Genomic DNA, 15,322 nt, shown 5'->3' with positions numbered 1-15,322 from the left:
TTGCTTATAGCTTTCCTTATCAGGGGTCCCTTTTCATGTTCCTGGTTATAATCCGGAAATGGGAAGGGAAAATAAGGTTTGTCATTTTTATCCCCGATTTTGTACAAACTATCGTATTCAATTGATAAGAAAGGATATGACCTGATAAAAAAATCAATAAAAATAATTGTGGATAAAAAACTATTGTTTACTTTTGCTGAAGTATTTGACGATCGTATGAAAAGCCGGTAGATAAGGCCGGTATTATTAGATAGAACTTTAAATTACTTAGTATTAATATTAAATTTTTGATTATGAACAAAAAGTTTTCTACGCTTTTAGCCAGCGTTTTGCTGGTTGGATCCGTTTCTGCTAATGCGCAGGTTAATGCGGATCAGGTATCAAAGCTTGAAAAGGGATTTTATGCCTTGAATGCTTCCGGAACAGCGGTTACAACGACAAATGGTTCTACTGTTGTAGGTAAAAATCTTCAGGTTGTAGATGGTAAATTAAAAGTTGCGAATGATCTGACTTCAGATTATAACAATGCTTTGTGGACAATCACTGCCAGTGCAACAAATTCAAATCACTTTACTTTGGTGAATAAAGCTACAGGCTTGGCTATTACATTTGATCCGAAGACTGCTGTTGTTGCGGATAAAGATGGTAAAGTGACAACTCCTGCTACAGGTCAGTTATTAACAGGTCAGAGTATGGCTTGGGGATGGGTTGCAAACTCTTACTCAGATGAGTTGGAAGCTCCTAAAGCATTAACTTATGCATTGTCTGTTGACTCAACAATGGCTTTGGCTACTGCTACAGACGGTACTGTTTTTGCTTATAAGTATGCTAATGCAAAACCGGCAACAGGTGTTACAGCCTTGACTATTCAAGCTACTAAACCGACAACAGTAGCAATGACAAAAGATGATCTGAATGTTTTGGACGGTGGTACTAATGGTCTGTATTTCACTTTAACTCCAAAGAAAAAGGATCTGAAAGTTGATATGATCAGTGGCGTTAAATTCCAGGCTGAAGATATCACTGGAGGTTATGTTGCTTTGAAAGAACTTGGTACTAAAAAGTATCTGCGTGTGGATACTGCTGTTCATGTTGCTACCGGCTTGAATAAAGATAATCTTTATCAATTAGCTCGTAAAGAACTAAAAACAGGCGAAACTACTGCAGCTTCTGTTCCTAACCATTTTAAGATTGTAAAAGATTTGTTTAAAGACAGCGTTTTTGTTTCAATCAAACAAGATGGTTCAAGATTTACGTATGATGAAGCAGGTAATGCAACTGGTTCACAGTGGGCTACAGCTATGGTTTTGACAGGAACTCCTCATGCAGCAGCTGATTATTGTACTTTGTCAAGTATCTTGTTGACTCCGACAACTGAAGTAATGACATTCTTTAAACCAGCAACTCCTACTTCTGCTACATTGGTAGAGGAAAACTTGCTTTTCGCAGTTTCTGATCCTGCAACAGCTAGCGACTATAAAACATCTGTTGCTGACGGTTTGTATTATATTAAGAACTCTAAAGGTCAGTACTTAGCATCTCCGATCTATAATAACGGTGATGATGCAAAATGGGTAACTGTTGATGCTAACGAACAGAGCGTTGCTAATATGCCTGCTTATCAGTGGGTTGTATTGAAAAATAATACTCTTTCTTATTTTGCAGACAAATCATCTGTAGAAATTATCAACCGTGAATTTGAAGGATTGAATGCAAATGCTATTCAATTGTATAAAAACGAAGGTGCTACCTACTATTATACAGCTGCTGCTTTTGATGATCTGGTAGCTACTGACTCTTTAGTATTCGAACAGATTACAGATAAAGCTGTGTTAGGTAATGAAAATCTTGGTTATAAAAAACTTACACCAAATGAGTTGAAGGTTAATCGTTATACATTCAATTACTTCAATCCGTATGTAAGCGACAAATATATTGGTAAGTCAACGGATTCTTTGTTAGTTGTAATGGATAATATTATTCCGTTTGAATTAACAGCTGGTGATGAAGAAGCTTATGGTTATACAGTTCCTGCTAAAGGAAACCGTATTGCGGATTTGAAACAATTGAAGAGACAGTCTTATACAATGGTTTCTCCTTCTGCAAAGGGTAACTTGAAGTTCGGTCAGAATGTAGAACATAAATATGTAATTTCTAAAGAAAACGATATTACAGCTACTCCTTTCTACTTCAAAGAAAATAACTATGCTAAGCGTGCAAGCGATGACGCAAAGAACAGTTTCTATGCTTTGGTTACATTTGATGTAAATGCTTCAACTGCAGATGATATCAATGGTAAAGCTGGTGTTGCAGACGAAACATTAGATGCAACATTGAAACAACAGGTTATCAGCGAAGTAAGAACTTCTTCTTTCTTGGTTGCTCCTTATGGCGCTCCTTTGTATCGTCGTTTCAACTCTAAGGTTTTGGAAGGCAATGAAGAAACTCCTGATGCTCCCGATACATTACGTTTTGTAGAAAAATACCGTAAAGAATATTTACAGGTAGAAGCAAACGAAAACTTCAAGGTTGATGGTATCAAGTTCTTAGGAATCTATACTCCTGACTTTACAAAAGATGGTAAATCATTTATCGTTGATACAGCATTCGTAAATCGTTGGAATGGTGCTATCAAACCGCAATATTTGATCTCTATTAACCGTATGGATCAAGCATTCGAACCGGGTGAAATGTGTCCTGTATGTAAAGAAATTGTAGCAAATGGTGGTACTCGTCCTGTAAACTGTCCTCACGATAAAGCAGGTAAGGCTCCGTTCCACATGGGTGAATATCTGGTTAACTTCGCAGACTCTGTAAATAATGCAGCTAACAAAGCTGATTATGCTTGGAAAGGTTACACTCGTGCTGGTTTCGTGAAAGCTGCTCATATGGGTGATAGCTTATTCATTTTGACAGGCCGTTTTGCAGATGTAACATTAGCTACATTCGATACTGCTGTTATCAAACAAGCAGTAAAAGATAAGAAATATGCAGAAAAGTATATCGTAAACTTACAGAAAGACAATCACAAAGCAGTAACATGGTCAATGCGTTTTGTAGATCCTGAAAAGGCTGCTAAGGAAAATGAAGAAGATCGTGCATTCTTGATGGAATCTCAGAAAGCTGAAGGCGATAAAGATATTGCTCCGACTAAGGGACAATGGTTGAAGATGCAGAACGGTTGTATCGTATTGTCAGGTTCTTTGGATGGTTCAGAATCTTCATTCGATCAGATTACTGGTGCTGATGATGCTTTGATCTTCAATGTTGAACAGGGTAATAAAGAAGATATAGCTACAGAAAACGAAGCAATTTCTACTTCTGCTGTAACTGTAATCGCTGGTAACGGTGACATCACAATCAAGGGTGCTGCTAATAAGACTGTTACTATCAGCAACGTTCTTGGTCAGACAATTGCTAGCACAGTTCTTTCTTCTGACGAAGCAACTATCTCTGCTCCTGCAGGTATCGTAGTTGTAGCTGTTGAAGGCGAAGCTGCTGTTAAAGCAATCGTAAAATAAGAATTAAAGAATAATTAAACAATATAAAGCTTCTCTGCCTTTCCCCTATGGGGAAGGGCAAGTAGCCTGTGAAGGCGAACAGATTGGAAGCGTAATTTTAGTAATAAAAATAAAATAAAGTTCATCCATGAGTATCCCTGTGAAGGGAGGAAATGGACAAAAAACAACCCCGGCGGTATTTAATACCATCGGGGTTTTGTTTTTAAGGAGCTCCTGGAAATGGAGTTCATTATGTTTAATAGGAAACCGTATTCCATACAATACGATTTCCTGTTGAATAACTATTGATTACTGATTTAAAGCTTGCTCGATATCCGCTATGATATCATCCGCACTTTCGATGCCGACAGAGAAACGGATCAGGTCCGGAGCGATACCGGCTTCCTTCAATTGTTCGTCGGTCAACTGGCGATGCGTATGGCTTGCCGGATGAAGCACACAAGTACGGGCATCGGCCACATGAGTAACGATAGCAGCCAGTTTCAGGCTGTCCATAAACTTGATAGCTACCTCGCGTCCGCCTTTCAGTCCGAATGACAGGACACCGCATGAACCGTTCGGAAGATATTTCTTTGTCAGTTCGTAATATTTATTTCCTTCCAGGTCCGGATAGTTTACCCAGGCTACCTTGTCGCAATTCTGAAGCCATTTAGCTACGGCCAGTGCATTTTTACAATGCTGCGGCATACGCAGATGCAATGTTTCCAGTCCGAGGTTCAGCAGGAAAGCATTTTGCGGAGACTGGATAGAACCCAGGTCACGCATCAACTGGCTGGTAGCCTTGGTGATATATGCCAGTTTCCCGAATGTCTTTGTGTAAGTCAGGCCATGATAGGAGTCATCCGGCTGGCAGAGGCCCGGGTATTTGTCTGCATGCGCTTCCCAGTCGAAGTTACCGCTGTCGACGATACAACCTCCTACGGCAGTCGCATGTCCGTCCATATATTTGGTCGTAGAATGCGTAACGATATCGGCACCCCATTCGAACGGGCGACAGTTGATCGGTGTGGCAAATGTATTGTCGACGATCAATGGTACGCCATGTTTGTGAGCGATACGGGCAAACTTTTCAATATCCAGTACCATCACTCCCGGATTGGAGATCGTTTCGCCGAACAATAATTTTGTATTCGGACGGAACGCCTTGCTGATTTCCTCTTCACTGGCATCCTGGTCGATGAATGTACATTCGATGCCCAGCTTTTTCAGGGTAACAGACAGCAGATTGTATGTCCCGCCATAAATACCGGTTGCGCTTACGATATGGTCGCCGGCTTCGCAGATATTGAAACAGGCAAAGAAGTTGGCAGCCTGTCCCGATGAAGTCAGCATTGCTGCCACACCACCTTCCAAAGCGGCGATCTTGGATGCTACGGCATCGTTGGTCGGGTTTTGCAGACGGGTATAGAAATAACCACTCTCTTCCAGATCGAACAGTTTCGCCATCTGTTCGCTGGTCTCATACTTGAAGGTAGTACTCTGATAGATAGGCAGAACGCGAGGTTCTCCTTTTTTAGGCTGCCAGCCACCCTGCACACACAAAGTTGCCGGCTTGAATGAATTGCTCATATTATTAAATGTTTGCTATGTAATTATATTCTGCTGACAAAAGTAAAGAATAGTTCGTTCCATTAATACAAATCTATGATCATTTATAAAAAATAGGGTACTGTTTAAAAATAATCTTTACCTTTGCCTCCGGTTTTGGTGTCACAAATCCAGTTCTACGGAAAAGTGATGAAAAGGGAATCAGGTGAAAATCCTGAACAGACCCGCTGCTGTAAGCTCCGCCAAAGTCGTTGAACACAACTCAATCCACTGTTCGCAATGAATGGGAAGGACGTTCAATGACGGAGTAAGTCAGAAGACCTGCCAGAATCAGTAGTTTTAAGCTTTCGAGGAATAAGGCTGAAAAACATGTAAGTAAGGACTTGACTGTATTTGGTAGGGAGTTCCGGCTGTTCATGTGGTCCATTCTGTTTTATCGAAAGCCTGTCGTTAATATATAATGTTTTTGATGGGATGAGAGGTTTCATACATGTATTTTTGTTGTTTATTTGTTTGTTTCCTGTAAGGCTGGCGGCGCAAGACAGGGCCACGTTGTCGGGAGAGGTGAGGGGAGAAGATGGTGCTCCGCTTCCTATGGTTACTGTTGCCATCGAAAATACGACGGCAGGGACATACACCGACGACCGGGGACGCTATTCACTAAGTCTGAAACCCGGAAAGCATACTCTTATAATTACCTTGTTGGGTTATAATACAATAAAAACAACTCTCGATATCCGTAGAAACAAAACGCTTGATTTCGTTATGGAAGAAAATTCCGTAACCCTGAATTCTGTAGAAGTGTACGGTAAATCGAAAACACAGAAGATCAAGGAAGGTGCTTTCTCGGTAAATGCCCTTGATGTAAAATCGCAGATCAACTCGTTGAAGAATCTTACTGATATAGTGAACCGGACGACCGGAATAAAGGTCCGGGAAGAAGGAGGAGTCGGTTCTGATTTTGATCTTTCCATCAACGGGTTATCGGGTAATTCTGTCCGTTATTTCATTGATGGTGTGCCATTAGACAGTAAAGGTAGCAATGTGACGCTTGCCAATCTACCTGTCAACCTGATCGACCGGGTGGAGATTTATAAAGGGGTGGTGCCTGCCTTGTTGGGAACGGATGCATTGGGCGGTGCCGTCAACATTATAACCAAGGCGGAGAAGGAGAACTTCCTGGATGCATCTTACAGTATTGGTTCCTTTCATACACACAGCGCCGACCTGAATGCGCAGTTTGTGGAACAGCGCACAGGTTTGATTGTGCGTCCTACCGTTGGCATCAACTATTCGAAAAACGATTACCGGATGAAAGATGTGCAGATGCGTAACGAGACAGGCGATCGGTTTATCAATGGCAATCCCAAACGTTTCCATGACGGTTATTTCTCGCTTTTAGCACAGATAGAAGCAGGAATAGTAGGTAAATTTTGGGTGGACGAATTATTTGTGTCGGCTTCCTACTCCAAAACAGACAAGGAATTGCAGACAGGCTCCGTACAGACCAAAGTGTATGGCATGGCGGAGCGTAATTCAGATGCGTGGAATGTGTCGGCGCGGTACAATAAACGCAACTTTCTCACAGAAAATATGACATTGAAGGCGACCTTATCACACACATGGGATCATTCCATCACCGTTGATACCGCCTACCGTAAATATTATTGGGACGGTGGCTATATCGTGAGCCAACGTAACGAAATCAGGGGCGGCGAACCTACCATGCGCCACTATAAGCGTCCGTTGACTATCGTGCGTGCCAATTTGGATTATCAGCTGAATGAGCATCACGGCTTTAACCTGAACTATAATCTGAGCCGGACAGGCAACGACCGCTACGACGATTTAGACCAGAGTTTCGAGCCGTCTAACGATGCGGTTACCAAGCATATCGTCGGACTGACTTACAGCCAATCGCTTTTCGACGGCAAGATGCAGAACGTATTCTTTGCCAAAGACTACGTGAACCATCCTAATATCCGGCAAACCGATCAATCCACCGTAACCGGCTCGGACAAGGTACAAGGTTCGACTACGAAAAACTATTTAGGATACGGAGCCGGACTGCGTTATACGTTCTTCAACCCGTTGGCGGTAAAGATTTCATACGAGCATAGTGTACGTTTGCCTATTGCCCGGGAACTGTTAGGCAACGGAACGACCGTCTATGCCAATGTGGCGTTAGAGCCGGAGAAGAGTAACAATGTCAATCTCGCCTTGTTCGGTACATGGCGTCCGGCCGCCCGTCATACCGTCTATTACGAGGCAAACGGTTTTCTGCGTTATGTGGACAACTATATACAAACTTCCGTCATCGAAAAAGAAGGTATGTTGCAGTATGTCAACGATCCCGCTGTCCATATCAAAGGTGTGGAAGGTGAAGTCAGCTACGACTGGGACGGACGGTTGCAACTCATGGCTAATGTCAGCTATCAGGATGCCCGCGACCAGCAAGAGTTCAAAGAGGACGGTAAACCCTCGGCCACATACAACAACCATGTACCTAACCGTCCCTGGCTGTTCGGCAGTGCGGAGGCGAGTTATACGTTCCGCAATCTTTGGCAACAAGGCGGCAAGTTACGGTTAGGTTGTACGTTCCAGTGGGTACATTGGTATTTTCTGACCTGGGAAGCCTATGGCAACCGCGATACAAAGGCGCGTATTCCCTCGCAACACATTTGCAATGCCAATGCTACTTACTCATGGAAGCATGATCGCTACAATATCGCATTGGAGTGTACCAACTTCCTCGATGAAACGGCCTACGACAATTATAAACTGCAAAAGCCCGGACGTGCTTTCTTTGCGAAATTCAGGGTATTCATTAATTAATCATATAAATAAAGTAGAAAAATGAAGAAGTTCAAATTTGTATTACTTGCCTTCATGACAACTATGATGGCGTTCTCATTCACCGCTTGTTCGGATGACGATGACGTTGAAAAACTGACCGTGACCGGAGTCACAGTCAATCCGACCTCCTTGGAACTAAAGGTGGGAACAACAGGTTCTTTAACCGCTACAGTCGCTCCCTCCAATGCCGCAGTTACATCCGTTACATGGAGCACTTCGGATGAAAATGTCGCTACTGTAGACAAAGGAGTTGTTACTGCCGTTGCAGAAGGTGCTGCCACAATCACCGTTAAAACAGACGACGGCGGATTTACAGCGACCTGTTCCGTTACGGTTACAAAAGATGCACCGGCTTTCGACGAAAGCAAGTACCATTTCGATTTGTTCCTGACCGTAGGTAAACATGGCGGTATGAGTAGCCAAAACAAAACTGTCGTTAATAGCATCGGCAAGCTGACCGCAGATATAGGCACCATCTCTATTAAAGGCGAAGGAACGGAACTGGGCGAATATTCTATGGAGAGTATCTCGAAAGGTAAATATTATTACCAGGTTCCTTCAAGCAACGACCGTTTCGTGAAATATCAGATCAAGAATAACCAGGTGGTGGAAGTAGCATCATGCCCGTTCAAGACGAATACTTATAAAGTACGCTCATATACGCATGCGTGGCTTGACGATAACACACTCGTTATCATGGCTGCCAGTGGTGATGCCAGTAAAGTCCTTTGGAGTAAGCTGAACGCCGATAATATGTCGATTATGGAGGAGGGTACATTGGATATTCCACTACCTGTATCTGAAGTGGAAGGCGAAGAGACAAAGAAGTTCTCAACATCGGGTATTCTTACCTATAATGAAAAGGCAGGAAAATTGTACTACTTCTATTATGGGAAAAACGGTGTGTCCGGCAGAGGAGGTAAGACTACAACAAAATTTTATACAGCAGTCCTTAACCCGGCCGATTTGACGAAGGTTGAAAAAATCACACGCAATTCGCTTGCCGATGAAATGGCCGGAAGTGCTTACGGTGAATTGATGCAGAACTGTGTAATGTATGATGAAGAAGGTAACCTCTATCTGGCTGCAACCGTAATTAAAGATGATATAGAAGAAGGCCATCTATTGCGTATCAAGAAAGGGGAGACAGATTTCGATCCTGACTACGATGGGTATCCGAATGCAGACGGTAAACTGCTAACCGTCCAGAATCTGGGTAACGGTAAGGCTTTGGCGTATGCACGCAACGATGCGGCAGGTACTGCGATCGACAGTTACAGCCATTATTATTCCATCATCGATCTGGCTACGGGCGAAAGAACACGCCTGGTTTTTGGCGGCAAAGAACTCTCTTACAGTGGCGGCCGTTTCTCTCAGCGTTCTGTCGTGTTCAATGAGAAAGCATACATTGGCGTGAATACCGAAGCTGATGCCAATGCCATCATCTACATCTACGACACCAAGACTGGTACTGTAGAAAAAGGTGCGGAAGTGGCTGGCGAATTCTACTTCGATATGATCCGTGTAGTAGAAAACGATTGATCTCTTTCAGGTTTCAGCCGGTGTGATCCACCATATTTCAAAACCTTTGGCTGAAGGGTGCGCATTGCTGATTTGTATTCCGACCGATAGGCATCCATGTCCCGGTGGATAGTTACCCGTCGGGTAACGAGTAGTTATCCGTTTACAAGGTATAGGTGTTTTGATTTGTAAATAAGGGACTTTTGATTACAAAACATATATGTTTTGAAGTCAAAGGTCCTATGTTTTGCAGGAGGTTGTCCTGGTCCGGATTTTCGTATACATCTTTTATCATTTCATCCCTTCAGGGCGGCAGTTTGATTAGTAACCTGTTGAAGCGTCTGAAGGCTGAAACCTATAGATTGAAGTTGTATTTGTTGCTTCGATTCGGCATATTACAGATTCAAATGTAGGACAGTAGTGTCATAACAGATAGCACACCGTGTTAGCCGTAGTAACACTATAGTGTTGGTATAGCCAGGTCTATAGTTCTGTAAAGGCATACGGCAGTTTGCGGGATCCTCCCCATCTTGATGTCGCAAATTGCGATTTCAAGATTATCCACTTATCGGCATTGGGTTGAAGCATAAAATCCCAGGGAATCGTTTTATGTTTCATAATCTTCCGGAGGTTTTGCTCTTTATCAATACCGGTTTCCCTAACGGAGGATATGATTTCTGAGGTTTTGTTTTCGTAGCAGACCAGGGGGTAACATGATCGGATTGCATAAAGTCGTCAAACGTACATGGTTCTCCTGCAAGCCTTCTGATTCTGTCAACAATCGCCCAACGACTGGGGGCATTATAATAAGGAATATTAATATCCATGCAACTGATTTCTTCGGGGCGCCAAACCCCTGATTGATAAAGATAAGCACCTTCGTAGGCTCCTACATAAGCATACTTTTCTTTTCCAGTGAAAACACTCCATGGGACCTGGGACAAATCATTTGTCGAAGAGACATTTCGATAGCAACCGAATTTTTGCCAGAGGCGTATTTCTGCCTTTACGCCTTCTGAAGCCTTTTCTTCATAAATAATATATTCATCTGCTAAAAGCCCGAAAGCATGTCCTCCTGCTTCGTGATGTACCAATCCTTTGAAATCAAAAGGAGGTGCTTCTTTGCTGATAGGGCAGGCTGCAATACAAAATCCGTTTGAATAGAGATGGGCCGTTCCGGCATATTTACTGCTGTTCAGGAAGAGGATCGTGGTCATTTCTACGACACCTTTTAATTCCGGGACCAAATTCAGATAGACATCGCAAATGCTATCGTTCCAATTAATATTAGTGCCTTCTCCGTATATCGATCCGAAGCGGTTATCGATCGTAATACCCGGTATCTCCCCGTTTACGCCCGCTTCTTCCGATTGAGCAAATATCATATAAACATTAAAATATTTCCGGTTTGACTTATAAGGTTCTATACTGAAAAAATGCTCCATCGCTTGGTTTGCCAGATTCTCATATCGTCCGTCTTTCACCAGATCTGCTTTGGTGAACCCATCTCCCATAATAGCAATATTTACACCTTTGCCAGCTGATGCCGTCTGCAAACGTACATATTCACCATCTGCGTAATAAGTTAGTCCGTCTTCTTGTTGTATGACACGGACTGTTTTGGTTAGAGCGGAGGATTTGATATTGATATTTGCTTCACGCCTGACTTTTGCTTCATTAGTGGAGACTGAGACAAACAAGAGTTTTGAATCTTCACTTTTTTTTATCTGGCACCAGGACGCCGTTTCCGGTTCAATGACGTACGTATATTCGGGATTGTAATTGTGATCGGTATGCGTTGAATTGATGGAAATTACCCCACTGCCGCCCTCTGAGGCAAAATCTAGTTGTTCAGTGGATACGGTGATCTGGAGAGCTTCCTGTGAAACAAAAATCGTATCGGCAGCAGAAACATCTGTTGCCTTAATATAGATAGCTCCTTCTCGCATTTCAGGTTCAAGATTCTCTCTGACCGTTAAGTATAATGTGTCTGTCGTTATTGCTTTCGTTTCGGAAAGTTGGAGCCAACTCCGGGCTTCCGGAGATATGCTGACTGTATAGTCTACATTCCGGTCTATCGGAAAGGGCCATCTACCACCTGGTTGCCCTATATACCACCCTCTGTCGGACACAACAAGTGTTGTCTTTTCCTTTTGAGTGATCTTTAAACTCTGAGCGGTCTTACCTGCACGAAACAGGATTTCGGCTGTACGTTCTTGATCCGTATTATTTTCGGCAAACATAATATGTACCGAAGAGGTGTTTGCATCTCCCGACATTGTATTTAAGGTTACCCATGAGGAATTGCCGGCCGGCATTACTTCCGCAATCCATACTGAGTTTGTATGGATGTCAATGGATTTTTCTTCTCCTTTAGCCGGTATGTTCAATTCAGAAACAGAGATTGTCAGAAACTCTTCTTCTTCCTTACAACTAGCTAAACATAGTAATAAACAGAAAAGGAAAAAGAAAATATTTGTGCAATAGTAAGACTTTTTGATATTCATATGGATGGTACTTCTATTTGTTTACAAAGGTAAATCATTTATTTGATTGTGCAAGGACGGGTTGGAATTCAATCTTACCCATCGAGTTTGTCTGTAACAATCAAGACACTTTGATAACAGGATAGTTCACAGATAAATAATAGAACTTCTCACTTCAATATCTTCTTTTGTAAAGCCCTGAACCAGATAAAGGAAACGATTCCTTTCAGCATGCTGGAGATACTGATTGCCCACCATACACCGACGATTCCCAATCCCATGGCGGATAATACAATAGCCATCGGTATACGCAGCGAGTTGAAAGTAATGCTGATGATTGCAGGAGGAACCGTCCGTCCTGTTCCGTAGAACAAGCCCTGCATAGTGATCTCCAGCATCATGAACAACATCGAGTACCCATCTATTCGCAGGAAAATACCTCCGGCCTCGAAGGCTTCCTTCTGGGGGACGATCAGTGAGAAGACTTCGCTGCCGTAAAAGACGAATAATAAGGTACAAAGGATACCGAATACGGTGGTCATCTTCAATGTCGTGTGATAGGCTTCCAGCACCCTGTTCTTTTCGGAAGCCGCGTAGTTCTGGGCGACGAAAGCACTCAGTGCCGTGCTGAATCCCTGGGAGGTGTTCCAGGCTATCGCTTCAATCTGTCCTCCGGCGGTGAGTGTCATCAGGCCGATATGTCCACCGTAAGTGGAGGCTGTTCGTGCCATGAAAATGTTGATGATGGCAAACAGCGTGTTCAGCATGGCTACCGGTAGGCCCAGTTGCAGAATCCTTTGTGAATAGTTTTTCTTTAGTCTGACGAAGAAGGAGAATCCTCCCAGTAACCTGCTTCTCCATTTTAACTGATATACAAAAATGGCACATACCGTGGCTTGCGATAACCAGGTTGCCCAGGCGGCTCCGGCTGTTCCCATATCGAATACAAAAATGAATACCGGGTCGAGTATCATATTAATGATAAGTCCCGTTCCGCTGATGTAAAAGGGTATTTTACTTAGCCCTGCCGCATTATGGATGCCGGTGAAGGCTGCCGAGAGGAATATAAAAGGAAAGGCGGTCGATACGATCCGTAAATATTCGACAGCACTATCTGCAATAGGAGCTTCCAGTTTATAGACACCGATGATCGGATGGGCAAAGACAAAAAGAAGCAATCCCCAGCAAATGGAGATGATCAGGGCAATGGTAAGGTTGTGGGATGAATAATTCCGTGCATCCTCTTCATTTCGTGCACCTATACTTTGCCCCACACTTACTTCCGAACCGACTTTATTCAACAGAGAGATCGAATTGGTCATCCAGGTCAGGATGCCGACAGCTCCGATGGCGGCAACGGCTTCACTGCCCAGCCGTCCTACCCAGGCCATATCGGTGATGCTGTAAGCCATTTGAATAAAAGAAGTACCCATGATCGGCAATGCCAGATTGAATAGCTGCCGTTTGATAGGGCCTTGTGTCAGGTTTTTTGTTCCTTGCATGTTCTGTCTTATTTGGGTGCAAAAGTAGGAATAAAAAAGGAGAACCCGATATTGGATTCTCCTTCTGATCTATGTTTCTTTATCTGATTAGAAATTGATGTTCACTCCGATCATCGCACTGAACTTCTGCAACGGATAACCGTAGTAAAGTTCGTATTTCTGGAACAGTACGTTGTTCAGTTTCAGATACAGGCCGAAGGTATCGTTGATGTTGTATGCTCCGGTGAGGTTCAGTTCGTTGATGTTGTCCATCTTTACGTTCTTTTCTCCTAATCTGGCTTCACGTCCGGTGGCCAGGTAATAGTCCAGGGAAGCAGACAGGTTATTGATCGGGCGGACTGTCACGCCGGCTATGATCTCCATTTCGGGCATACCCCAGGCTGTAGCATCTTTACCGGCTAAATCAGTCTCTGAATATTTATCACTGTATTCGGCTGTCCAATTATTATAAACACCTTTCAGGGAGATTTCAAATAATTGCTGGTAACTATATTTCAGGTTGGCACCGACCAGTAACTGTTTGGTGTCTATTTCATTCATCATACCGCAAGCGGAACCGAAGTAATCTTTGTCACCGTAAGCAAGTGTCGGTACAAAGAAATAGTTATTGCTGACGATTTTATATCCTCCGAAAACGTCGAACCAGAAACCGGGAGCAACGCCGCTCTTGATACCCAGGATACCATCCAGCCAGTTGCGGGAAGGCGTCAATCTTTCCAACGGATTGGCATAACGGTTGATCCGGTTCACATCATACATACTGTTGGATTGTAATTTACCATCGGCATTCAGGTATAGTACGGTTTTGTCGGCAACTTCGACGTCGGCAGAGATGTTGGGGGAAGCCATAAACTTCTTCTGCTCGCCGCTGAAGAACATTGCATTTACCCCTAATTTTACATGCCAGTTGTCTCCTTCTATCTTGTAGTAAGGATTCAGGGTGGCAGCAGCAAAGTTGTCGAAGTAGGTTGACGGATCTTTTGTTTCAGGTGATTTTAGTTCTGAGGGCAGGCTGTAATTGAAATATTGGAAATTACCGTTCAAGCCAACACGCTGATTGCCTCCGAAACCGGAACTTAACCCGAAGTCAAGATTGAATGTCCCTTCCGACGGTGCATCGTGCTCTTTTGAATATCCGTATTTGTAAGAAAAATTGGTGTAGCTGAGATCGAGCAGGTACCCGACAGGAGCATCAGCTTTGGACTCTACGCCTACGTTCGCCTTAATGGTTTGGGCAACTTGGTTGGTTTCCATGTCAGCTGCGGGGAGAGTAGGGTTTGAGGAGGTGATAGGAGTAAGGCTTTCTATTGGCAATCCGTAATAATTAAATCCGGAATAACCATATTTAACTCCCATCTTCAATGCCAGCTTATCGAAGTTATGTTTGAAGTTTAATCCACCCATATTATCGTTCAGCTTCGCCTTAACCTTTTCATCCACTTGCAGGTATTTTACTTTTCCATTCGTTGAACGGTGCGAGAACCAGATATTCAATTGATCCTTGTCCGTGCTGAGGATATGATATCCCAGGTCACCGTTCAGATTCAGATAGGTACCGCCGCCGAAGTTGAAATAACCGCGACGCTTGTTGTACTGAATATCTGTCATGATATTACCTGAAGGAAGCAGGCTGATCTCTTTTGCCGGGTCGGCTGCAATTGTGAAATTGGCATAGTCGATCGGCATCTTTTTTACTTCCGGTTCCTTGATGACCGGAAGGGTGTTTACTTTGCTTGCATCCTGTACCGTCGGGTCGTACTCGCGTTCGAGCGTCATCTCCCGTTCCAGATTCTGTTTCTTCGAAGTATCTTCCTGTGCACTCATTGTGGCGGTAGTCCCAAGCAAGGCTACGACACACAGCGCTTTTACATTATATATAGTCTTCATT

At 43.4% G+C, this 15,322-nt stretch carries 7 protein-coding genes and 1 riboswitch; of the genes, 3 read left to right on the top strand and 4 right to left on the bottom strand.

All coding sequences use genetic code 11. The features are described 5' to 3' along the window. The first annotated feature begins 293 nt into the window (after window positions 1-293). Window positions 294-3,521 carry a DUF6383 domain-containing protein gene (locus tag HMPREF1535_RS03695; RefSeq protein WP_148499098.1) on the top strand — a complete coding sequence of 1,076 codons (3,228 nt, stop codon included), beginning with the start codon at window positions 294-296 and terminating at the stop codon, window positions 3,519-3,521. Between the two features lie 288 nt (window positions 3,522-3,809). On the opposite strand, the gene HMPREF1535_RS03690 is transcribed toward HMPREF1535_RS03695, so the two are convergent. Then, a complete protein-coding gene (locus HMPREF1535_RS03690) occupies window positions 3,810-5,090 on the bottom strand; it encodes an O-acetylhomoserine aminocarboxypropyltransferase/cysteine synthase family protein (protein WP_007654833.1) in 1,281 nt (426 codons plus the stop codon). A gap of 119 nt (window positions 5,091-5,209) precedes the next feature. Next, window positions 5,210-5,412: riboswitch (cobalamin riboswitch) on the top strand. A 131-nt stretch (window positions 5,413-5,543) separates the two neighbouring features. Here HMPREF1535_RS03690 and HMPREF1535_RS03685 point away from each other — a divergent pair. After that, window positions 5,544-7,904 carry a TonB-dependent receptor gene (locus HMPREF1535_RS03685; protein WP_046145340.1) on the top strand — a complete coding sequence of 787 codons (2,361 nt, stop codon included), beginning with the start codon at window positions 5,544-5,546 and terminating at the stop codon, window positions 7,902-7,904. 21 nt (window positions 7,905-7,925) lie between these two features. After that, window positions 7,926-9,467 carry an Ig-like domain-containing protein gene (locus HMPREF1535_RS03680; protein ID WP_046145339.1) on the top strand — a complete coding sequence of 514 codons (1,542 nt, stop codon included), beginning with the start codon at window positions 7,926-7,928 and terminating at the stop codon, window positions 9,465-9,467. A gap of 593 nt (window positions 9,468-10,060) precedes the next feature. Here HMPREF1535_RS03680 and HMPREF1535_RS03675 read toward each other — a convergent pair. The 3 genes from HMPREF1535_RS03675 to HMPREF1535_RS03665 form a co-directional block, all read right to left on the bottom strand. Then, entirely contained in the window at window positions 10,061-11,953 is a 1,893-nt protein-coding gene (locus tag HMPREF1535_RS03675) for a M64 family metallopeptidase (RefSeq protein WP_046145338.1), read from the bottom strand. Window positions 11,954-12,102: 149 nt separating this feature from the next. Then, window positions 12,103-13,434: an MATE family efflux transporter gene (locus tag HMPREF1535_RS03670; RefSeq protein WP_046145337.1), complete on the bottom strand. Its 1,332-nt coding sequence runs from the start codon at window positions 13,432-13,434 to the stop codon at window positions 12,103-12,105. Between the two features lie 87 nt (window positions 13,435-13,521). Continuing rightward, window positions 13,522-15,321 (bottom strand): TonB-dependent receptor, encoded by a 1,800-nt coding sequence (locus HMPREF1535_RS03665; RefSeq protein ID WP_046145336.1) that lies wholly within the window; start codon window positions 15,319-15,321, stop codon window positions 13,522-13,524. Window position 15,322: the final 1 nt, after the last annotated feature.

Origin of the sequence: Parabacteroides goldsteinii DSM 19448 = WAL 12034 (assembly GCF_000969835.1) — a bacterium.
Classification (GTDB): Bacteria; Bacteroidota; Bacteroidia; order Bacteroidales; family Tannerellaceae; genus Parabacteroides; species Parabacteroides goldsteinii.
This window is presented reverse-complemented; position numbering and strand designations above follow the sequence as displayed.

Bases quoted from the DNA above. Each gene is read 5' to 3' on its own strand.
- HMPREF1535_RS03695 (WP_148499098.1), top strand. From the start codon at position 294: ATGAACAAAAAGTTTTCTACGCTTTTAGCCAGCGTTTTGCTGGTTGGA.
- HMPREF1535_RS03690 (WP_007654833.1), bottom strand. From the start codon at position 5,090: ATGAGCAATTCATTCAAGCCGGCAACTTTGTGTGTGCAGGGTGGCTGG.
- HMPREF1535_RS03685 (WP_046145340.1), top strand. From the start codon at position 5,544: ATGAGAGGTTTCATACATGTATTTTTGTTGTTTATTTGTTTGTTTCCT.
- HMPREF1535_RS03680 (WP_046145339.1), top strand. From the start codon at position 7,926: ATGAAGAAGTTCAAATTTGTATTACTTGCCTTCATGACAACTATGATG.
- HMPREF1535_RS03675 (WP_046145338.1), bottom strand. From the start codon at position 11,953: ATGAATATCAAAAAGTCTTACTATTGCACAAATATTTTCTTTTTCCTT.
- HMPREF1535_RS03670 (WP_046145337.1), bottom strand. From the start codon at position 13,434: ATGCAAGGAACAAAAAACCTGACACAAGGCCCTATCAAACGGCAGCTA.
- HMPREF1535_RS03665 (WP_046145336.1), bottom strand. From the start codon at position 15,321: ATGAAGACTATATATAATGTAAAAGCGCTGTGTGTCGTAGCCTTGCTT.